Genomic DNA, 19,413 nt, shown 5'->3' on the forward strand with positions numbered 1-19,413 from the left:
GGCTTACTCGGCTTCCAGGCGTTTGCGGGTGGCGGGGATAACTTCACTGTCCGGAGCCTGTTCCAGGCCCTGTTTCCAGACTTCGCGCGCTTCTTTTTTCTTACCCTGGCGCCAAAGCACCTCGCCCAGGTGGGCGGCCACTTCCTGATCCGGGAAAGTGCTGAAGGCTTCGCGCAGCAATTGCTCGGCCAGATCCAGGTTGCCCAGGCGGTAGTGCGCCCAGCCCAGGCTATCGCGCACGGCGGGGTCGTCCGGTTCCAGTTCGGCAGCGCGCTGCAACATGCTAAGAGCCTCGTTCAGGCGCTCGTTGCGGTCGGCCAGGGTATAGCCGAGCGCGTTGAGGGCCATGGCGTTGTCCGGCTCGCGCTCAAGTATTGCCCCCAGATCCTCTTCCAGCCCCTGAGGGTTGCCCAGTTGTTCATGCAGCATGGCGCGGGTATACAGCAGGCTGCTTTCCAGTGGGTAGGCACGCAAGGCGGCATTGGTTCGCTGCATGGCCAGCTCGGGTTGGTCGGCCAGCGCTTCTATCTCTATCTGATAGAAGGTCAGGGCGTGCTGCGGATAACTTTCACGGTCCTGCTGCAGTTGGCTGCTGAGCTCATCCAATCGATTTTGCGAGACCAGTAGTTGGCTGATCTGCAGGCGCGAGGTCAGCAGCTCATTGCCGGCATCGATGCTCGCCCAGGTCTTTAACGCGGCATCCGGCTGGCCTGCCTCCAGTTGGGCGTTGCCCAGGTGGTAGCGTGCAGTATTGTTGCCCGGGTTCAACAGCAGCACCTGCTGCAATTGGTCTACCGCTTCGGCGTAGTCGTCCAGCTCAAGGTGAATCAGTCCCAGTGACAGGCGCAGGTCGGGATCTTCGGGGTTGTCCTGTACCAGCTTGGTGTACTGCGTACTGGCGGCTCGGTAGTCGCCCGAGGTCACCAGCATACGAGCCAGTAGCAGGCGCATGCGGGTATCGTCGGGAAAGGACTCGAGCCCGCGATAGAGAATCTGTTCGGCGTGCTTGGGATCCTGCGTCACTACGAGACGGCTGTGCAGCAGAATGGCAGAGGGCGCCTGTTCGGTGCCCGGATGATCCTCGAGTAATTCCAGTGCCTCGTCAGGGCGGTCGGCCTGTTGTAACAGCAACGCCTTGGCGAACACCAGTTGGGTGTTCTCCGGGTGGCGTTGCAGCATCTGAGTCAGGCTCTCGAGCAGCGCCTCGCGGGTCGGTTGGTCGCTTTCGGCAGCCGCCAGGGCGAGGAAGTCAAAGTGGGTCTCGCCGTGCAAGTCGAGTGCGCGCTGCATCATCTGCATGGCCTGTTCATGCTGGCCGGTGCGGGCCAGATGAATGGCGGCCGAGCGCAAGGCTTCGGGGTTGCTGCTGTCCACCTCAACCCAGAGCTGGGCCATTTCCAATGCCTGCTCTTCGGCGCCGAGAAATTCGGCCACGCGCATGGCGCGCTCGGTGACGCCGGCATCGCGCGTGCTCTGTGCCTGCTTCAGATAATTGTCGAGAGCAACGTCAAAGCGGTTGCGCTGGCCGGCAATTTCCGCGGTGAGCAGCTCAAAAAGGGTGTCCTGCGGAAACTGGCCGTATTCAACGGGCTCGGCCGGTGCGGCGGTGAGCGCCTCGGCGGGTGGCTCAGGCGCAGGTTCAGGTTTTGACATTGCGGTACAGCCGCCGAGCAATAGCCCGCCCATCAGCAACAACACGGGGGGCGGGGTAAACAAAGCCTTCATAGACACTCTCATGCGCTGCGGTTGGTAAGCTGCCGAATCAGTCGTCGGAGTCTGGGTCGCAGCGCACTGAGCAGGCTGCAACGGGGCTCGCGAGCTGACCGCCATGCGGGTTTCATCATGACACAGGAACTGACGCAAACCCATACTCGGCAAGGCGTGCGGGGCCAAAAGCCCGATGGGCGCGGCGAATTGCCGCCCCGTCGGGCGGTGACGTATGCCAAGCGGCAATTGATTGGCGTGGGGTAACATAGGACAATTAGTCGCTTTGGCAGTCGTTTCGTTCCGGCATCATGAGGCACCATGGGCTTTATTGCATTGGGCATCAATCACAAGACCGCAGGCGTGGAGGTACGCGAGCGCCTGGCGTTTGCGCCTGAGCAGCTGCCGGATGCACTGCAACGTCTGCGCGCGGAGACCGCCACCCAGGAAGTGGCCATTCTCTCTACCTGCAACCGTACCGAGCTTTATTGCGCACAGGATCATCTGGACGCGGAAAGTCTGGTCGCTTGGTTTGCGGCCTTTCACGGTATGACCGCCGATGAGGTGCGCCGTTGCAGTTATCTGCATCAGGACGCCGGCGCGGTCAATCACATGATGCGCGTAGCCGCCGGGCTCGATTCCATGGTACTGGGCGAGCCGCAGATTCTCGGGCAGATGAAGGATGCCTGGCAGGCAGCGCGCACCGCCGGCACCCTGGGGCCCTATCTCGACCGCTTGTTCCAGAGCACTTTCAACATGGCCAAGCAGGTGCGGACCGATACCCGCATCGGCGAAAACCCGGTCTCGGTCGCTTTTGCCGCGGTGAGTCTGGCCAAGCAGATATTTTCCGACCTGCGCCGCAGCACGGCGCTACTGATCGGCGCTGGCGAGACCATAAGTCTGGTGGCGCGCCATCTGTACGATCAGGGGGTGGGCAAGATCATCGTCGCCAACCGCACGCTGGAGCGCGCAGCGGTGCTGAGCGAGCCCCTGGGTGGCCAGGCTATAGTGCTGAATCAGATTCCCGACGTGCTGGCGCAGTGCGACGTCATCATCAGTTCCACCGCCAGCCAGCTGCCGATTCTCGGCAAGGGAGCGGTCGAGCGGGCATTAAAGCAGCGCAAGCACAAACCCATGTTCATGGTCGACATCGCCGTGCCACGGGATATCGAGCCCGAGGTAGGCGATCTGGCCGACGTCTATCTGTACAGCGTTGATGACCTGCACCAGGTCATTGAAGAGAATCTGCGCTCGCGTCAGGGTGCCGCCAATGCTGCCGAGCGACTGATCGAGGCGGGCACCGATGAGTTCATGCAGCGCCTGCGCGCGCTGGCCGCCGTTGATGTTCTGCGCGATTACCGCAACAAGGCCGAGCAGTTGCGCGATCTGGAACTGCTCAAGGCACAGCAGAAACTCGAGCGCGGTATCGACCCCAGCCTGGTATTGGCGGAAATGGCCCGCAGCCTGACCAACAAATTACTGCACGACCCCAGCGTGCAGCTCAAGCAGATGAGTGCCCAGGGCCGTGTGGAAGCACTGGCGTTGGCGCAGGAGCTCTTTGCGCTGGGTGGTGCTGCAGACGCGCCGGCAGGCACCACTTCTTTAGCTGACGCGGCGCCGGGCAACAGCCCAGCAGGCGCGGTGCACACTATCCTACAAGGCAAATGATGAAAGCATCCCTGTTGAATCGGCTGGATACCCTGAGCGAGCGCTTCGAAGAGTTGTCGGCGCTGCTGAGCGATGCCGAGGTAATCAGCGATCAGAATCGCTTCCGCGCCTATTCCAAGGAATATGCCGAGCTGGAAGCCACGGTCAAGTGCTACGAATCCTGGCGCAGCGTACAGGGCGATTTGGAAGAGGCGCGCAGCCTGCTGAAGGATAGCGATCCCGATCTGCGCGAAATGGCCGAGGAAGATGCCGCCGCCAGTGAAGCGCAACTGCTGGAACTGGAAGAAGAGCTCAACCGGCTGCTGCTGCCCAAGGACCCGAACGACGAGCGTAACGTGTTTCTGGAAGTGCGCGCCGGCACCGGCGGTGACGAAGCGGCAATCTTTGCCGGCGACCTGTTTCGCATGTACAGCCGTTATGCCGAGCGCCAGGGCTGGCGCGTCGAGATTCTTTCCGAGAACGCAGGCGAGCATGGTGGCTACAAGGAAGTCATAGCGCGGGTCGAGGGGCAAAGCGTGTACGCCAAACTGAAGTTCGAGTCGGGCGCCCACCGGGTTCAGCGCGTGCCGGAAACCGAATCCCAGGGCCGTATACACACCTCCGCCTGCACGGTGGCGATCCTGCCGGAAATGGACGCGCAGGCCGCGATTGAAATCAACGCCAATGATTTGCGCGTGGACACCTATCGCGCCTCAGGCGCGGGCGGGCAGCATGTCAACAAGACCGATTCGGCCATTCGCCTGACGCACTTGCCCTCCGGGATTGTGGTGGAGTGTCAGGACGAGCGCTCGCAGCACAAGAACCGGGCGCGAGCCATGAGTCTGCTGCAGGCCAAGCTGGTAAACCAGCAGCGTGAGGCACAGGAAAAAGAGATCTCCGATACGCGCCGGTCCCTGGTCGGCTCGGGGGATCGTTCCGAGCGCATTCGCACCTATAACTTCCCGCAAGGGCGGGTGACCGATCATCGCATCAATCTCACGCTATACAGCCTCGACGAGGTGATACAGGGCGGTCTTGATGGAGTGGTCGAGCCCTTGCTGCGCGAATATCAGGCCGACCAACTGGCGGCGCTGGAAAACGCGTGAGCATGACCCTCGCCGAGTTGCTGGCGCAGGCCGAGCTGACCGGCTCCGACAGCCCCCGGCTGGATGCCGAGCTGCTGCTTTGCCATGTGCTGGGCAAGAATCGCAGCTATCTGCGCAGTTGGCCGGAGGCGCAGCCAAGCGATGATCAGGTGGCTACCTTTGAAAGCTTGCTGGCGCGTCGCCGCGCTGGTGAGCCAGTGGCGTATCTGCTGGGTGAGCGCGGATTCTGGAGCCTGGATCTGCAGGTCAGCCCGGCCACACTTATTCCCCGCCCCGATACCGAGCGACTGGTTGAGCTGGCGCTGGAGCTGGGGCCGCAAGGCCCTGCGAGCGTGCTGGATCTGGGTACCGGCAGTGGCGCCATTGCCCTGGCGCTGGCCGCCGAGCGCGCCCGCTGGCAATTGACCGGCAGCGATCGTATTGCCGCCGCCGTGGAGCTGGCGCAATCCAACGGCCGGCGCCTTGAGCTCGACAACACGCGTTTTGTACAAAGTCACTGGTTTGCCGAACTGCAGGGCCAGCGCTTTGATCTAATCGTTTCCAACCCGCCCTATATTGCTGCCGACGACCCGCATCTGAACCAGGGCGACCTGCGCTTTGAGCCGCGGAGCGCGCTGGTCAGTGGTGGCGACGGGCTGGATGATATTCGCCAGTTGATAACGGCCGCGCCAGATTACATGCACACTGGCGGCTGGCTGCTGTTGGAACACGGCTGGCAGCAGGCCGAAGCGGTGGTGGCGTTGCTGCAAGCACGCGGTTTCAGTGACAGCCGCAGCTGGCTTGATCTGGCTGGCAATCCGCGCGTCAGTGGAGGGCGCTGGCATGGCTGATGGCATTCTGGAAGACGACAGCCTGTTGCGTTACAGCCGGCAGATTCTGCTGCCACAAATCGATATCGCCGGTCAGCAGCGGCTGTTGAACAGCCGCGTGCTGATCGTTGGTCTGGGCGGTCTGGGCGCGCCGGTCGCGCTCTATCTGGCGGCGGCCGGGGTGGGCGAGTTGTTGCTGGCCGACCATGACCGGGTGGATCTGACCAATCTGCAGCGGCAAATCATTCACCATAGCCAGAGCGTCGGCCAGCTCAAGGTGGATTCTGCCGCAGAACGCTTGCAGGCACTCAATCCGCAGGTGCGGTGCCGGCCCTTGCCGCAGGCCCTGACGGGTGAAGCCTTGCGTGATGCGGTGGCTGCTGTGGATCTGGTACTCGACTGCTCCGACAACTTTGCCACCCGCCAGGCGGTGAATGCTGCCTGCTTTGCGCTGGGCAGGCCGTTGGTATCCGGGGCCGCCATCCGGCTTGAAGGTCAGCTCAGCGTGTTTGATCCGCGTGATGCGGCCAGCCCCTGTTATCAATGCCTGTATGGTGCCGGAGAGGCCGAGGAGGGTGCACTGAGCTGCAGCGAAGCCGGTGTGCTGGGTCCTCTGGTCGGGCTGGTCGGCAGCCTGCAGGCGCTGGAAGCGCTCAAGCTGCTGGCTGGCTTTGGCACGCCAATGATGGGCCGGCTGCTGCTGATCGATGCGCTGGACAGCCGCTTCCGCGAAATGCGCGTACGGCGTGATCCGGCCTGCGGCTGCTGCGCGACGAGAGCCAAGGCATGAGCGCGCCGATAGGGGTATTCGATTCCGGAGTGGGCGGACTCTCGGTACTGCGCGAAATTCAGCAGTTGCTGCCTGCGGAGTCCCTGCTCTATGTGGCTGACAGCGGCCATGTGCCCTACGGCGAAAAGCCCCCGGAGTTCATACGTGAGCGCAGCAGGCGTATCGCGGCCTTTCTAGTCGAGCAGGGAGCCAAGGCGCTGGTGGTTGCCTGCAATACCGCCACCGCGGCCGCGATCAATGATCTGCGCGCGGAGTTCAATCTTCCCATTATCGGTATGGAGCCGGCGGTCAAGCCTGCTGCGCTGGCCACGCGCAACGGCGTGGTCGGCGTGCTGGCGACTACCGGCACTCTGCAGAGCGCAAAATTTGCCGCCTTGCTGGACCGCTTTGCGCGCTCGGTGGAGGTCATTACCCAGCCCTGTCCGGGTCTGGTGGAATGTGTTGAACACGGCGAGCTTTGCGGTCCGGCAGTAGAGGCGCTGTTGAAGCGCTATACCGCACCGCTAGTGGCGGCGGGCTGCGACACGCTGATTCTTGGCTGCACCCACTATCCTTTTCTGCGTCCTGCGCTAGTGCCCTTGTTGCCGACACAGGTTCAACTGGTGGATACGGGGGCTGCAGTGGCTCGTCAGTTGCTGGCCCAGTTGACAGCCTGCGCGCTGCGGCACGAGGGCGACGCTGCGCCAACGCGATTCTGGACTAGTGGGGAGCCGCAACTGTTACACAGGGTGCTGCCTGTACTGTTGAATACCGACAGCCCGGTGGAGAAGCTGAAAGTTTGAGAACTTTTCGTCGAAACTGGGTCTATCTACTAGGTTTTCACGCAAATGCTAAGGATAAAAGCATGAAATACAGAAGCTTGATGCTGGTTACCACGTTGTCGGTGATGGCTTTCAGTTCGTCAGCTATGGCGTTGGATGGAATTACGCTTGAGGGCGGTACTACCAATGAGTCCACCGAAGCCTATCGGCTGGCCGCCCAGTTCGAGTTTGGCAGCACCCTGTGGCGTAGCGATGGCGGCGCAGTGGCGCTGGATGGCTATTGGGATGCGGGCTACACCTACTGGCAGGATCTGGACACCCAGAGTCTGTCTCTGACGCCCATGTTCCGGTTGCAGTTTGGCCCGGACAACGGCGGCGTAACGCCCTTCCTGGAAGCGGGTATTGGCGCTGCAGTCTTCAGTGAGAGTAATCTCGACGACCGACGGGATCTGGGCTCCAATTTCCAGTTTGAAGATCGCATCGGCGCCGGTCTGCGTTTTGCGTCCGGCTCCGAACTGGGCCTTCGCTATTACCACTATTCCAACGCCGGCATTGAGCAACCCAATCAGGGGATCAACAAGGCGGCACTGTATTATCGATTCAACATCTAGGCTTGGCGGGCCTTGCCTGGTGGCGAATCAGCGTCGCCGGGCTGCTTGCACAAGGCGAAATTGCTCGCGATAAAGACGGGCAAATCCGTGCAGCAGGGGCATGGTCAGCGCCCAGATGGGGGCCAGAATCCATACCGTGTTGGCTGGCCCCAGCAGTAGTTTCACCTCCGCCAGCGAACTGCCGGCAAAGTAGGCCATCGGCCCACCCACGGCGCCGAGTATGGCCGCCAGCCAGATCGGTTTGGCGCTCCACGCCAGACAATGGTTCAGGGTGGTGCCCAGCAACGCCCAGAGCATTACCAGCCAGAGCGGCGCCAGCGTATCGGTGGTAGCAAAATCGAATACCCCCACTTGCAGCAGAAAGGAATCCAGGGCTGCGCCAGCCAGCGCAACGCTGACCACCAGCTTGCCTTCTGCGGCCCAGGAAGTGACCCAGATAAAATGGATGACCAGGGCGGCCAGCGGAATCAGCAGCCACCAACTGGTGCCCCCCAGGACGCAGGCGAACCAGCCGACCTGAAACAGCACGGCGTTGGAAATCAGGCGGATTGGCATGTCATTCCCCCAATGCGTAGAGGTCCAGTTTCGGACGCGCATCCGGCTTGCTCAGCAACAGCTGCGCGGTGCTGATCGAGCGCTCGATAAAGCCGCCTTCGCAGTAGCACAGATAGAACTCCCAGAGCCGGAAAAAGGCGTCATCATACCCGAGATGCTGCAGCTCGCCACGGGCGGTCCGCAGGTTGCCGTGCCAGTGGCGCAAGGTGCGCGCATAGTGGCTGCCGATATCTTCCAGGTGCAGTATGGCCAGGTCGGTATGCTTGCGTGTCAGCTCAGCAATCAGGCTGACGGACGGCAGTGAGCCGCCGGGGAAGATGTAGCGCTGAATAAAGTCCACCCCGCGTCGAGCCTGCTCATAGCGCTGATCGCGAATGGTGATGGCCTGCAACAGCATCAGCCCCTGGGGCTTGAGGCGAGCCGCGCAGGTTTCGAAATAATTACGAAAATACTCGTGCCCGACGGCTTCAACCATTTCGATGGAGACCAGTTTGTCGTATTCGCCTTCCAGCTCGCGATAGTCCTTGAGCAGCAGCGTGATGCGATCTTCCAGCCCCAGCTCGCGAATGCGTTGCGCGGTAAAGGCATACTGCTCGTTGGACAGCGTGGTGGTGGTGACGCGGCAACCGAAGTGGGTGGCGGCATAGATTGCCATGCTGCCCCAGCCGGTACCGATCTCCAGCAGGTGATCGTCGCTGTTCAGTTCCAGCTTGTTGCAGATGCGCTTGAGCTTGTTCCACTGCGCCTGCTCTAGATTGTCCTCGCTGGGCGGAAAAATCGCAGCGGAGTACATCATGCTGGGGTCGAGGAAGTTCTCGAACAGAGCGTTACCCAGATCGTAGTGCGCCTGAATGTTGCGTCGTGATCCGCGCAGGGTATTGCGGTTGAGCCAATGCAGACATTTCAGCGCAGGCGCGCCAAGGCGGGCAATGCCGGTCTCCATTGCGTCGAGTACATCGAGGTTGCGCACGAACAGGCGAGTGACGGCGGTAAGGTCAGGGCTGGACCAATAACCGTAAATATAGGCTTCGCCTGATCCGACACTGCCATTGCTGGCGATCAGGCTGTAGACCGCTGCGTCAAGGATATGGATCTCGGCGTGCAGTTCATCATGATCTGGCTGACCGAAGTGCATTGTCTGGCCGTCCTCGTGCACGGTCAGCGTACCCCTGTTGATGGCGCTCAACTGGCGCAACACGGCCTGGCGGCTCAGTCGCGCCAGCCAGCCACGCGGCTTTCTGTTGATACCGCCGGCGGAGGGAAGGCGCCGCGCAGCGGGGGGCAGGGAAGGCTGCTGGCCTGGCTGGTGCTCTGGCTCCAGCGCCTGATCAGGGCCGGGTTCTTTCATCGGGCTGCTCCTTTGGGGTGGCGGTAGAGGCTTGCAAGCTATGACTGGCGCGCTGGTGATTGAAAACCGGCGTGCGCTTGAGCAATAGCCGGCTGGCTTGCCAGTAAATCGCGCCGAGCGTTTTGAGAATCATGAACGGGAATGACCAGGTTTCCTTGCGCAGCAGGCCCCGGCTCAGCGGCTGGCGTTGCAGCGTCAGGGTGGCATCAAACAGGCGCTGCTCACCCTGCCAGTCTTCCATGTGTACGTGCAGGCGCTCCTTCGGCAGGCTAAAGCGCATGCGGTAATCCAGATCTACCGGCAGAAAGGGGGAAACGTGAAAGGCCTTGCGGGTCTCCACCTGCTGCTCTGCGCTATCGGGGTCGGCTTTGACTAGGTAGCAGAAGCGCTCATGCCATGGCGTATTGGTTACCTCGGCGATGATTGCCTGGAGCTTGCCGGCGTGATCATGGCAGTAGAGGAAGGACACCGGGTTGAAAAGCAGGCCGAAGCTGCGCACCTGCGTCAGCAAGAGTATCGCGCCGTCTGCGCTGCAGCCGAGTTGATCCAGCACAAGGCGCTGGGCGCAGGCCTTCAGCGACTCCGTTCCGGCGCGCTCGTCACGCAGATAGTCCTGCTCGCGAAAGCGCATGGGCGAATACCAGCGTCCGGACCACAGCCGGCTCAGACTGAATACTGCCGCCTGCTCATCCAGGTCCAGCAGCAGCAGGCTGGTAGCGTAGGTAAAGGCATGGCGCCGCGGCGCGTGGCGCCGATGACGTACCTCGCCCTGATACAGCGCGCTGCGCAAGGTCATTAGAGCGACTCGCCATAGGCGCCGGCAACGCGCAGTGCGCTGACCACGCCGTCTTCATGGAAGCCGTTGCCCCAGTATGCGCCGCAGTAGAAACTGTGCTGTTTGCCGAGCAGCTCTTCCCAGCGGCTCTGTGCCTGAACCGCAGCCAGGGTGTACTGCGGGTGAGCGTAATTGAAGCTGCGCAGAATCTTTGTCGGATCTATCTGGTCAGTCTGGTTGAGGCTGACGCAGAAAGTCTCGGGTGCATCTATGCCTTGCAGTATGTTCATGTTGTAAGTCAGGGCCGCCGGCTGCTCAGCGGCTTTGCCCAGGCGGTAGTTCCAGCTGGCCCATGCCAGCTTGCGTTGGGGCAGCAGGCTCGTGTCGGTGTGCAGCACCACCTCGTTGTCGGCATAGCCGATGGCACCGAGGATCTCCTGTTCGGCCTGGCTAGGGTCGGCCAGCAGAGCCAGCGCCTGATCGCTGTGGCAGGCAAAGATCACCTTGTCGAAGTGCTCCTCGCCGGCGCTGGAAAATATCGTTACATCCCGAGCATGGCGCTCCACCCGACTGACTGGCGTGGCCAGGCGGATGCGGTCCTTGAAGGGATCTATCAGCGGCGCCAGATAGTTGCGCGAGCCACCACAGACTACCCGCCATTGCGGGCGATCCTTGATGGCAAGCAGGCCGTGATTGCGAAAGAAGCGCAGAAAGAACTCCAGCGGAAAGTCCAGCATCTGCGCCAGCGGCATCGACCATATGGCTGCGCCCATGGGTACTATGTAGTGATCTCGAAAGCGTTTGCCGTAGCCGCGTTCGTCGAGAAACTCACCCAGGGTGGGCTGATGGGATAACGAGCCGTCGCGCAGGCCCTCTTGCGCCTCGCGATTGAAACGGAAAATGTCCCGCAGCATCAACAGAAAACCCGGCGAAATCAGATGTCGACGCCGTGCAAACAGGGTTTTCAGAGTGTTGCCGTTGTACTCCATGTCGCTGAGTGGATCGCATACCGAAAAGCTCATTTCGGTGGGTTGCGAGGCCACGCCAAGGCGTTTCAGCAGTTCAATGAAGTTGGGGTAAGTCCAGTCATTGAACACTATGAAGCCGGTATCGATCGCATAATCCTTTCCGCCGACGTTCACATCGACGGTGTGGGTGTGTCCGCCGTTCCAATCGGAGGCCTCAAATACGGTGACCTGGTGGCGGCGCGATAGCAGGTTCGCGCAGAGCAGACCGGAAATACCCGATCCTATGATGGCAACGCGCATCAGCTACCTCCTGATGTGTTAGCTGGCCTTGCCAGCCGGCGAGTGAGAGAAACCCGCAACGACGCCGGCAATGAACCGATCAGGCGCAACAGGGAAATGAACGGACCAGGGAATCGAATTTCGCGTTTTCCGCGCTCGATGCCTTGGATAATGGCGCGGGCAGCCTTGTCGCTGCTCACTTGCATGGGCATCGGAAAGTCGTTGGCGGCGGTTAATGGGGTATCGACAAAGCCGGGACTGACCAGGCTCACCTTGATACCAAACTGTGCAAGATCCAGCTCAAGTGACTGAAACAGGTAGCGTAGCGCCGCCTTGGATGCACCATAAGCCTCTGCGCGGGGCAGAGGGACATAAGTGACGCTGCTGCCCATGCCTACCAGGCGCGGTCGGCTACCCGCGCGCAGCAAAGGTAATGCGGCTTCGATGCATTGCACTGTGCCTTGCACATTGGTCTGCATCACGCGGGCGAACAGGGCGGCGTCAAACTCTGGCAGGTCCATGTATTCACAGGTGCCAGCGTTGAGAATGACCAGGTCCAGCGCACCCCAGGCTGCGCCTATGCGCTCCGCCGCTTCGCGCACGGCGTGGGCATCGGTGATGTCCGCGGTCACTACCAGAATCTGGCCGGGGAAGCGCTCGGCCAGCTCCAGCAGCGGTTGTGCCTTGCGGGCTGTCAGCGCCAGCCGGTGGCCTTGCTTGGCCAGTAGCTCGGCCATCGCCAGCCCCATGCCGCTGGAGGCGCCGGTCAACCAGACGCGTTTTTGCATGCTCATGCCAATCTCCTTTTGAGCCAGGCGATAACCTGCCCCAGCAATGGCAGGTGTTCGTACAAGAGGGCGCCGGCATCGTAGTAGTCGATGTGCCGGTCTACCTTGCCGTGCTGGAAGTGAATCAGGCTGCAACCCGGGACGCAGATGCGTCTGCCGCCAGCCAGCCTGGGGTGGCGGTAGCGCATGTTCCACCTTAGCAAGGCCTGCTCTTCACCTATGCCGCTGCACTGGAGAAACTCGAATTCCAGTTCGCTGATGTTGGCATAGAGGTTGGCAAAGTACTGGTGCATGGCATCCAGTCCCTGCACATCGTGCAGTGGATCGGTAAAGTGAATCTGAGGGGCATAGAGCTCGCTCAGTCGATCAAGGTTGTGTTTGTCGAGGCTGGCGAAGGCGTCGGCAAACTCTCGGGCAAAGTCATCACTGCTGCTCATGGCTTTTCTCCCAGCCCACGAAAGGCTTCAATGGCGCGTTGGCGGCTGCTCTTCAGGTCGACGATGGGCGCGGGATAGTCGAGCTTGTTGAGCAGGTCTGTAGTGGGCGGAACATGAATCTCGCGCGCCGAGAGATTGGCCAGGGCGGGCAGCCAGCTGCGAATGAAGCTGCCGTCCGGATCGCATTTCTGTGATTGGCTGACCGGATTGAAAACGCGAAAGTAGGGCGCCGAATCGGTACCGGTGGAAGCGCTCCACTGCCAACCGCCGTTGTTTGCGGCCAAGTCACCGTCGATCAGGTGTTGCATGAACCAGCGCTCCCCTTCGCGCCAGTCGATCAGCAGGTTCTTGCTGAGGAACATGGCGCTGATCATGCGCAGGCGGTTGTGCATCCAGCCGGTATGCAGCAACTGCTGCATGGCAGCGTCGACTATGGGAATGCCGGTTTCACCCTGTTGCCAGGCGCGTAGACCCTCGGGATCGTGCCGCCAGGCCACAGCCTCGGTATCGGGACGGAACGCCTGATGCCGGGAAACGCGCGGATAGCACACCAGAATGTGCTTGTAGAACTCTCGCCACAGCAGCTCGTTGATCCAGCTCACCGCGCCAGGGTTGCCGCTGTCGAATTCACCGCCGTTGAGCTGCAGCGCGGCGTGCAAACATTGGCGCGGCGATAGAACTCCGGCGGTCAGATAAGCGGAGAGCCGGCTGGTGCCGTCCAGATCGGGTCGGTCGCGGTATTGCTCGTAGTCTTCCAGCAGCTCATCGGTAAAAAGCGCCAGGCGCTCCTGGGCTGCCAGTTCACCGGCCGGCCAGAACGCTTGTTGCGCTGCGGGCGCGGCAGGGTAACCGCTGAAACTGTCTGGTATTGCATCGCTGTCGACCAGGGGGCTGGCCTGCTTCGAGGGCGCGGGCAACCGTTCTGGCACGCGCCGATGCAGCGACTCGTAGGCGCGCCGGCGGAACTGGCTGTAAACCTTGAACATGCTCCCGGCCTGGGTCTTCAGGCTCCCGGGAGTGAACAGCAGTTGATCGGTAAAGCGGTGGCAGTGCCTTTGCTGGGCGTGCCAGGCTGCGCAAACGTCCGCGTCGCGGGCCTGCTCGTGCAGACCATATTCATCGTTGAAATAGAGCGCGTCGGCGCTCAGGCGGCTGGCGCAATCAAGCAATACCTGTGGGCACTGCGACCAGTCATCAGCCTCCAGCAGCAGCAGGGGGATGTTCAGCTCGCCGAGGCTGGCGCTCAATGCCTGCAGATTGCGCCGCCAGAAATCCACCTTGATGGGCGCATCATCGTGAGTGCGCCAGACGCCAGGTGTGGCGATATACACGGCAATCACCTGGCCGCGCTGGCTGGCGTGATGCAGTGCATGGTTGTCGGCAATGCGCAAGTCCGTGCGGAACCAGCACAGCGACAGCGGCTGCGATGCGCTCATGACGGCTCTCCCGGTGTTGCTGAAAGCGCAGGTGTCATGTTTTGCAGCTGCTCCAGGCTCTGCGAAGGGCTACTGCCGAGCAGGCTGAAATGCGCGGCTTGGAGCGCTGCTGCGTGTATCTCGGTAATCGGGCCGCTGGCGTAGAGCGGAAAATCGGCCTGGCTGCTCAGGCGCGGGAGATCGCGCTCCAGCAGGCTGGTGTCGAGTCGTTGCCCGCCAACCAGCAGCAGGGCCGCGAGCGGACGGCGCTCGTGCAACAGCAACAGCTCGCTGATGGGCAGGCTGCCGTGCAGTACCACCAGCCGGTAGCCGGCGCCACTGAGCAGCAAAGCCAACAATGTCAGTCGCGGCTCAGGTGTGGCCGACAGATTGCTCAGCAACAGCGTTGCGCCCTGATTGCGTTCCTGTTCCTGCGCCAGGCGTGCTGCCAGTTGGATCTGCAGCCATGACAGCAGAAACTGCTTTTCCAACTGCTGGCCATATTGGCCCTGCGGGCGTTGCTCCAGGTCGACCAGGATGGGCTCGAACAACTGCGCGCAGATCAGCGGCGTGGGGTAGAGCGCCGTGAGTTCATGATACTGGCTGGCCAGCTGGCGACTGTCGTAGCGCGCCAGGCTGAACAGAAAGCGTTCCCGCTGCTGCTGCCATACCGAGGATTGGGCGCCGGTCGGCGTCGGTTCCTTGCGCAGCAGTTCTGCTACCTGGCTGATGGCGACGCCGCGCTCAAGCCAGGTCAGAATCTGCTGGATTTGCTGCAGCTGTTCGTCGCCATAGAGGCGGTGGCCCTTGGCTGTGCGATGCGGTTTGACCAAGCCGTAGCGGCGCTCCCAGGCGCGCAGGGTCACGGGATTGACGCCGGTGACACGCGCCACGTCGCGGATAGGCAGTTTTTTCTTTTCGCTGGATGTCATCACGGCGCCTAGATCGCGTTACGCAGGCTGAGCTCAGCCGGGTGCGGTTGCAGGTAGGCCTGTTCGCCCAGATAGCTGTCCGGGTGGTTGAGCAGGTGGTGTTTGAGCAGGGTGATGGGTACCACCAGAGGTACCTGCCCGCGTCTGTAGTCGTCGATCAGGTGGCTCAACTCCTGCCTTTCATGGGGGCTGAGCACCCGTTTGAAGTGGCCCGCCAGGTGCTGCAGGGCGTTGCTGTGGCCGCCGCGGTTGGCCGGCGTTTTCAGGCACTGCATCAGCAGGGTGAAATAGCGCTCGGCGACCTTTTGCACATCCTGTTGACGCAGGTCTGCGAGCAGGGGGCCGAGCTGGCGATACTGCAACTGTTGATGCGCCATCGCCAGATATTTGTGACGGGCGTGGAAGGCCAGCAACCTCGAGGGGGTTATGCCGCGGTGCTCCAGCTCCCGCCACTCGGCGAAAACGATTACCCGGGTAACGAAATTCTCGCACAGTACCGGGTCGTGCAGGCGGCCTTCCTCTTCTACCGGCAGCAGCGGGTTGCGCGCCATCAATCGGGCGGCAAAGGCGCCACTGCCGGTACCGGTGGCCGGGTGGCCGTTGTCACGATATACCTTGACCCGCTCCATGCCGCAACTGGGCGACTTCTGCATCAGTATGAAACCGCAGAGTTCCGGGTGGCGCTGAGTCACCTGTTCGGCGTAATGCTGCAGCGGGACGGTCAGATCCAGGCTTGGATCCTTGCTGCCCAGTACGCGCGGTGCGGCGGGATCGCCCACCAGACGAATAGGCGCGCGGGGTGTGGAAAGGCCAACCGCCACTTCGGGACAAAAAGGAATCAGGGTGAAGAGACTGCCGAGCTGTTCGGTGCACAGGCGCGAATGCTTGTGGCTGGCGTTGAAGCGCACGGCATCGCCAATCAGACACTGACTGATCCCGACGGGAATGGGGCTGCTGAGCTTCGCCTGCATCTTGCACCTCGACTAAGCGTAAACCAGGTTATACGCACTTGTACCCGATCTAAATTAATGTACAAGAATAAGTGTACAGCAGATGTATTTCTGTACAAGTGTAGTCGAGATTTATTTTGCTGCGGCTGATCGAGCAGCGCAGGTTACTGCCAGCCCTGGCGCCAGAGGGAGGTGTCGCGCAGCTCGTGCCAGTGCATTTGCCGGCTTTTGCCGGTCAATACCGCCTGCAATTCAATGCTCAGCAGGTCTAGTTGATCGTCGCTCCAGTGGCAGGCGGTCACCATGAAATGCTTCTCGCGGCGCTGGGGGTGACACGCCGTCCATTTTGAGTGCAGCAGCTTGCGCGGGTTGAAGCTGTTGCGGCCGATCATAGCCTTTCCAGCAGCGCCTTGGCCGCTTGCTGTCCGCTCAGCCATGCACCTTCCAGGCGGCCGCCGACGCACCAGTCGCCGCAGACGAAAAGCCCCTGGTCGGGCGCCGCCAGTGCGCCCCAGTCGCTGGTTTCATTTGGGCGGGCGTAGAGCCAGCGATGTGCCTGTTGAAAGCTGAGGTCCGGCAGGCGCTGGCCCAGCACCTCAGCCAGCGCCTGCGTGAGCTCCTGAATGACTTGCTCTGGGCTGTCGTCCAGATGCCCGGCAGCCCAGGCAGGGGTGGACTGCAAAACCCAGTTTTGCGTGGCTTCGCGTCCCGGCTTGCTGGCTTCGCGGGCTATCCAGTCCAGCGGACCGCTGCGCACGAAGACGGCATCGAAGGGCACGTTCAACGGCTGCGCAAAGCCCAGGGCTACAGCCCAGCCGGGGTCCATGGAGGTGCGCTCGGCTGGCCCGGACAGGCTACCAATAGCGCGCAGCAAGGGCGCTGCCTGGGCCGGCGGCACTGCCACTATGATCTGATCGAAAGGGCCATGGCTTTCTCCTTCGGTATCGACCAATCGCCACTGCTGCCTATCGCGCTGCAACTGTTCGATGCGTGTACTGCTGTGCAACGGTGTGTCTGCCAGCAGCGCGCGGCTCAGCGCTGTCATGCGTGGGTTACCTACCAGGCGTCGCTGATCGTCGCTGGAGGGGTGCAAGCCGTGCTCGTCGTAGCGGAACAGCCGCGGTTGCCAAACTGCGACCCAGCCGGCGGCAAGCCATGCGTCTACGGTCGCACTGAAGGCTGAATCGCGGGCGGTGAAGTACTGGGTACCCATGTCGAAGGTGCCGGCCGAGGTGCGTTTGCTGCTCATGCGACCGCCGCTGCCGCGGCTCTTGTCGAACAGAGTGACGTTCAGGCCGGTTTCGCGCAGCAGGCTGGCTGCGCTCAATCCCGACATACCGGCACCAATGATGGCGACGCTGGGTGGCTGGTTCATGGTATCCCTCTGGAGCTGCTGCAAGTGGCTGAAACAATGAGATGGCAAAATTATACATAAAATTCTGCTTGTATAAGATATTCTCCTCACAAGGCGTTTGCCGGTCTGCGCCGATGGCGAACCCGGCGGCGCTGCACCTTGCCCACAGCGAAGCCAGATGCTTTAGTGGCTTATTTGCATACAGGGGATGGCGATGAACCTACTGCTTACCGGCGGTACCGGCCTGATTGGTCGCGCCCTGTGCCAGCGTCTGCTGGCCGATGGGCACCAGATAACCGTATGGAGCCGGCGGCCCGACAAGGTGGCTGCGCTCTGTGGCGCCCAGGTGCGCGGCGTGGCCGAGTTGGCGCAGCTTGACGGGGAAGCCTTTGATGCGGTGGTAAATCTCGCCGGCGCGCCCATAGCCGATCGGCCCTGGACGGCCAAACGCAAGGCGGTGCTCTGGTCCAGCCGAGTGTCGCTGACCGAGCACCTGGTGCAGTGGATTGGCCGGCAGACGCGTAAGCCCGAGGTAATGGTAAGCGGCTCGGCGGTGGGCTGGTACGGAGATGGCGGCAATGCCGAGATCACCGAGCAGAGCCCGGCCAGGGCGGAGTATACCCACACGCTTTGCGATGCCTGGGAGGCTGCGGCAAAACGCGTAAGTTCCTACGGTGTGCGTTTGTGTATCATGCGCACCGGTCTGGTGGTCTCGGCCGAAGGCGGTTTTCTCGCGCGCCTCAAGCCGCCGTTCAAACTCGGCCTGGGCGGTCCCATTGGCAGCGGGGAGCAGTACATGCCCTGGGTGCACCGCGACGACATAATCAAGCTGATCGTCTGGTTGCTGCACTCTTCGGACTGCAAGGGGGCCTATAACGCGACAGCCCCCCATCCGGTGACCAATCGCGAGTTTGCCCGCGAGCTGGGCCGGGCGCTGGGTCGTCCCGCAGTGCTGCCGCTGCCGGCCTTTGTGCTCAAGCTGGCACTCGGTGAGATGTCGAGATTGTTGCTGACCGGGCAGCGCGCACTGCCCGCCAAGGCGCAGGCGCAAGGCTTCCGCTTCGATTACCAGCATCTGGAAACGGCGTTGGCGGCAGCCACGCAAAACAAATGAAACACGTTGGCGCAGGAGTAGTAGATGTCTGAGCGTGGGGTTCTGCTGGTCAACCTGGGGTCGCCCAAGAGCACGCAGGTTGGCGATGTTCGTCGTTATCTCAATCAGTTTCTGATGGACCCTTACGTGGTCGATCTGCCCTGGCCACTGCGCCGCCTGTTGGTAGGCCTGATCCTGTTGACCAGGCCCAAGGCGTCGGCGCATGCCTATGCCTCCATCTGGTGGGAAGAGGGTTCGCCGCTGGTTGTGATCAGTCGCCGGGTGCAGCAGGCGCTGCAGGCGCGCCTGCAGATGCCGGTCGAAATGGCCATGCGCTATGGTGAGCCCTCAATCGAGCAGGGCCTGCTCAAGTTGTCTGCGCAGCCGGGCATAAAAGAGGTGCTGTTCATGCCGCAGTATCCGCAGTTTGCCGACAGCACCATTACGACCTCCATCGTCGAGGCGCAGCGGGTGATCGCCAAACATGATCTGCAGATCAGGCTGAACGTGTTGCCGCCGTTTTACGCTTGGCCCGAGTATCTTGAGGCGCTGACGCAAACTACCCGGCCACATCTGCAGCAGGGTTTTGACTTTCTGTTGTTGAGCTACCATGGTCTGCCCGAGCGCCACCTGCGCAAGGCGGACCCTACCGGCAACCATTGCCTGGCCACGCCGGATTGCTGTAGCAGGCCATCACCGGCGCATGCCACCTGCTATCGCGCCCAGTGTACCTACGTAAGTCAGGCGCTAGCCCAGCGGCTTGGGCTGCGGGACGATCAATGGTCGCAATCCTTCCAGTCGCGACTGGGTCGGGACAAGTGGATCGAACCCTATACCGAAGCCCGGATCGACGAGTTGGCTGCGCAGGGGGTCAAGCGTTTGCTGGTGGCCTGCCCGGCCTTTGTCACCGATTGCATCGAAACCCTGGAGGAGATTGGTGACCGCGCGCGTGAGCAGTTTATTGCTGCCGGCGGGGAGGAACTGGTACTGATCCCGTGCCTGAATGACGACGCCCATTGGGTCGACGTGCTGCAGCACTGGAGTGAGCACACGCCCGTTCAGGCGTAAGCGGGCGAAAATCGCATGCAGCG

General features: G+C 61.8%; 19 protein-coding genes and 1 pseudogene. 8 read left to right on the top strand and 12 right to left on the bottom strand.

Translation table 11 applies throughout. The features are described from left to right. Window positions 1-3: 3 nt before the first annotated feature. Window positions 4-1,653, bottom strand: a complete 1,650-nt coding sequence (locus V7756_RS09825) for a tetratricopeptide repeat protein (RefSeq protein ID WP_335609984.1) — start codon at window positions 1,651-1,653, stop codon at window positions 4-6. 372 nt (window positions 1,654-2,025) lie between these two features. Here V7756_RS09825 and hemA point away from each other — a divergent pair. The 6 genes and pseudogenes from hemA to V7756_RS09855 form a co-directional block, all read left to right on the top strand. After that, a pseudogene (hemA, locus tag V7756_RS09830) lies at window positions 2,026-3,291 on the top strand (glutamyl-tRNA reductase); the annotation flags it as partial. Window positions 3,292-3,371: 80 nt separating this feature from the next. After that, on the top strand, window positions 3,372-4,457 hold the full coding sequence (gene prfA, locus V7756_RS09835) for a peptide chain release factor 1 (RefSeq protein WP_335609986.1): 1,086 nt from the start codon (window positions 3,372-3,374) through the stop codon (window positions 4,455-4,457). 2 nt (window positions 4,458-4,459) lie between these two features. After that, window positions 4,460-5,287: a peptide chain release factor N(5)-glutamine methyltransferase gene (prmC, locus tag V7756_RS09840; protein ID WP_335610106.1), complete on the top strand. Its 828-nt coding sequence runs from the start codon at window positions 4,460-4,462 to the stop codon at window positions 5,285-5,287. Between the two features lie 4 nt (window positions 5,288-5,291). Continuing rightward, complete coding sequence (locus tag V7756_RS09845; protein ID WP_335610107.1) at window positions 5,292-6,056, top strand: molybdopterin-synthase adenylyltransferase MoeB; 765 nt, start codon at window positions 5,292-5,294, stop codon at window positions 6,054-6,056. Next, the gene (gene murI / locus V7756_RS09850; RefSeq protein WP_335609987.1) at window positions 6,053-6,838 is read left to right on the top strand and encodes a glutamate racemase; all 786 of its coding nucleotides are present in this window, start codon (window positions 6,053-6,055) and stop codon (window positions 6,836-6,838) included. Before V7756_RS09845 ends, murI begins: the two co-directional genes overlap by 4 nt. A gap of 62 nt (window positions 6,839-6,900) precedes the next feature. After that, window positions 6,901-7,428, top strand: a complete 528-nt coding sequence (locus V7756_RS09855) for an acyloxyacyl hydrolase (protein ID WP_335609988.1) — start codon at window positions 6,901-6,903, stop codon at window positions 7,426-7,428. Window positions 7,429-7,455: 27 nt separating this feature from the next. On the opposite strand, the gene V7756_RS09860 is transcribed toward V7756_RS09855, so the two are convergent. The 11 genes from V7756_RS09860 to V7756_RS09910 form a co-directional block, all read right to left on the bottom strand. Beyond that, complete coding sequence (locus V7756_RS09860; RefSeq protein WP_335609989.1) at window positions 7,456-7,983, bottom strand: DUF2878 domain-containing protein; 528 nt, start codon at window positions 7,981-7,983, stop codon at window positions 7,456-7,458. Between the two features lies 1 nt (window position 7,984). Next, on the bottom strand, window positions 7,985-9,331 hold the full coding sequence (locus tag V7756_RS09865; RefSeq protein ID WP_335609990.1) for a cyclopropane-fatty-acyl-phospholipid synthase family protein: 1,347 nt from the start codon (window positions 9,329-9,331) through the stop codon (window positions 7,985-7,987). After that, window positions 9,312-10,121, bottom strand: coding sequence for a DUF1365 domain-containing protein (locus V7756_RS09870; RefSeq protein WP_335610108.1), 810 nt, complete (start codon window positions 10,119-10,121; stop codon window positions 9,312-9,314). The genes V7756_RS09865 and V7756_RS09870 overlap by 20 nt, the downstream gene beginning before the upstream one ends. 5 nt (window positions 10,122-10,126) lie before the next feature. Beyond that, on the bottom strand, window positions 10,127-11,374 hold the full coding sequence (locus tag V7756_RS09875) for an NAD(P)/FAD-dependent oxidoreductase (RefSeq protein WP_335609991.1): 1,248 nt from the start codon (window positions 11,372-11,374) through the stop codon (window positions 10,127-10,129). Beyond that, window positions 11,374-12,147, bottom strand: coding sequence for an SDR family NAD(P)-dependent oxidoreductase (locus V7756_RS09880; protein WP_335609992.1), 774 nt, complete (start codon window positions 12,145-12,147; stop codon window positions 11,374-11,376). The genes V7756_RS09875 and V7756_RS09880 overlap by 1 nt, the downstream gene beginning before the upstream one ends. Next, window positions 12,144-12,578 carry a nuclear transport factor 2 family protein gene (locus V7756_RS09885; RefSeq protein ID WP_335609993.1) on the bottom strand — a complete coding sequence of 145 codons (435 nt, stop codon included), beginning with the start codon at window positions 12,576-12,578 and terminating at the stop codon, window positions 12,144-12,146. The genes V7756_RS09880 and V7756_RS09885 overlap by 4 nt, the downstream gene beginning before the upstream one ends. After that, window positions 12,575-13,996, bottom strand: a complete 1,422-nt coding sequence (gene phrB / locus V7756_RS09890) for a deoxyribodipyrimidine photo-lyase (protein ID WP_335610109.1) — start codon at window positions 13,994-13,996, stop codon at window positions 12,575-12,577. The genes V7756_RS09885 and phrB overlap by 4 nt, the downstream gene beginning before the upstream one ends. 14 nt (window positions 13,997-14,010) lie before the next feature. Next, window positions 14,011-14,925: a MerR family transcriptional regulator gene (locus tag V7756_RS09895; RefSeq protein WP_335609994.1), complete on the bottom strand. Its 915-nt coding sequence runs from the start codon at window positions 14,923-14,925 to the stop codon at window positions 14,011-14,013. Window positions 14,926-14,933: 8 nt separating this feature from the next. Next, a complete protein-coding gene (locus V7756_RS09900) occupies window positions 14,934-15,896 on the bottom strand; it encodes a YbgA family protein (protein WP_335609995.1) in 963 nt (320 codons plus the stop codon). Between the two features lie 143 nt (window positions 15,897-16,039). After that, window positions 16,040-16,267, bottom strand: coding sequence for a TIGR02450 family Trp-rich protein (locus tag V7756_RS09905; RefSeq protein WP_335609996.1), 228 nt, complete (start codon window positions 16,265-16,267; stop codon window positions 16,040-16,042). Beyond that, window positions 16,264-17,250 carry an NAD(P)/FAD-dependent oxidoreductase gene (locus V7756_RS09910; protein WP_335609997.1) on the bottom strand — a complete coding sequence of 329 codons (987 nt, stop codon included), beginning with the start codon at window positions 17,248-17,250 and terminating at the stop codon, window positions 16,264-16,266. The genes V7756_RS09905 and V7756_RS09910 overlap by 4 nt, the downstream gene beginning before the upstream one ends. A 193-nt stretch (window positions 17,251-17,443) precedes the next feature. On the opposite strand from V7756_RS09910, the gene V7756_RS09915 reads away from it, so the two are divergent. Both V7756_RS09915 and hemH read left to right on the top strand, forming a co-directional pair. Continuing rightward, window positions 17,444-18,343: a TIGR01777 family oxidoreductase gene (locus V7756_RS09915; protein WP_335609998.1), complete on the top strand. Its 900-nt coding sequence runs from the start codon at window positions 17,444-17,446 to the stop codon at window positions 18,341-18,343. A 24-nt stretch (window positions 18,344-18,367) separates the two neighbouring features. Then, on the top strand, window positions 18,368-19,390 hold the full coding sequence (hemH, locus tag V7756_RS09920) for a ferrochelatase (protein WP_335609999.1): 1,023 nt from the start codon (window positions 18,368-18,370) through the stop codon (window positions 19,388-19,390). Window positions 19,391-19,413 lie beyond the last annotated feature (23 nt).

Origin of the sequence: Halopseudomonas sp., from assembly GCF_036961105.1 — a bacterium.
Classification (GTDB): domain Bacteria; phylum Pseudomonadota; class Gammaproteobacteria; order Pseudomonadales; family Pseudomonadaceae; genus Halopseudomonas.

Bases quoted from the DNA above. Each gene is read 5' to 3' on its own strand.
- V7756_RS09825 (WP_335609984.1), bottom strand. From the start codon at position 1,653: ATGTCAAAACCTGAACCTGCGCCTGAGCCACCCGCCGAGGCGCTCACC.
- prfA (WP_335609986.1), top strand. From the start codon at position 3,372: ATGAAAGCATCCCTGTTGAATCGGCTGGATACCCTGAGCGAGCGCTTC.
- prmC (WP_335610106.1), top strand. From the start codon at position 4,460: ATGACCCTCGCCGAGTTGCTGGCGCAGGCCGAGCTGACCGGCTCCGAC.
- murI (WP_335609987.1), top strand. From the start codon at position 6,053: ATGAGCGCGCCGATAGGGGTATTCGATTCCGGAGTGGGCGGACTCTCG.
- V7756_RS09855 (WP_335609988.1), top strand. From the start codon at position 6,901: ATGAAATACAGAAGCTTGATGCTGGTTACCACGTTGTCGGTGATGGCT.
- V7756_RS09860 (WP_335609989.1), bottom strand. From the start codon at position 7,983: ATGCCAATCCGCCTGATTTCCAACGCCGTGCTGTTTCAGGTCGGCTGG.
- V7756_RS09865 (WP_335609990.1), bottom strand. From the start codon at position 9,331: ATGAAAGAACCCGGCCCTGATCAGGCGCTGGAGCCAGAGCACCAGCCA.
- V7756_RS09875 (WP_335609991.1), bottom strand. From the start codon at position 11,374: ATGCGCGTTGCCATCATAGGATCGGGTATTTCCGGTCTGCTCTGCGCG.
- V7756_RS09880 (WP_335609992.1), bottom strand. From the start codon at position 12,147: ATGAGCATGCAAAAACGCGTCTGGTTGACCGGCGCCTCCAGCGGCATG.
- V7756_RS09885 (WP_335609993.1), bottom strand. From the start codon at position 12,578: ATGAGCAGCAGTGATGACTTTGCCCGAGAGTTTGCCGACGCCTTCGCC.
- V7756_RS09895 (WP_335609994.1), bottom strand. From the start codon at position 14,925: ATGACATCCAGCGAAAAGAAAAAACTGCCTATCCGCGACGTGGCGCGT.
- V7756_RS09900 (WP_335609995.1), bottom strand. From the start codon at position 15,896: ATGCAGGCGAAGCTCAGCAGCCCCATTCCCGTCGGGATCAGTCAGTGT.
- V7756_RS09905 (WP_335609996.1), bottom strand. From the start codon at position 16,267: ATGATCGGCCGCAACAGCTTCAACCCGCGCAAGCTGCTGCACTCAAAA.
- V7756_RS09910 (WP_335609997.1), bottom strand. From the start codon at position 17,250: ATGAACCAGCCACCCAGCGTCGCCATCATTGGTGCCGGTATGTCGGGA.
- V7756_RS09915 (WP_335609998.1), top strand. From the start codon at position 17,444: ATGAACCTACTGCTTACCGGCGGTACCGGCCTGATTGGTCGCGCCCTG.
- hemH (WP_335609999.1), top strand. From the start codon at position 18,368: ATGTCTGAGCGTGGGGTTCTGCTGGTCAACCTGGGGTCGCCCAAGAGC.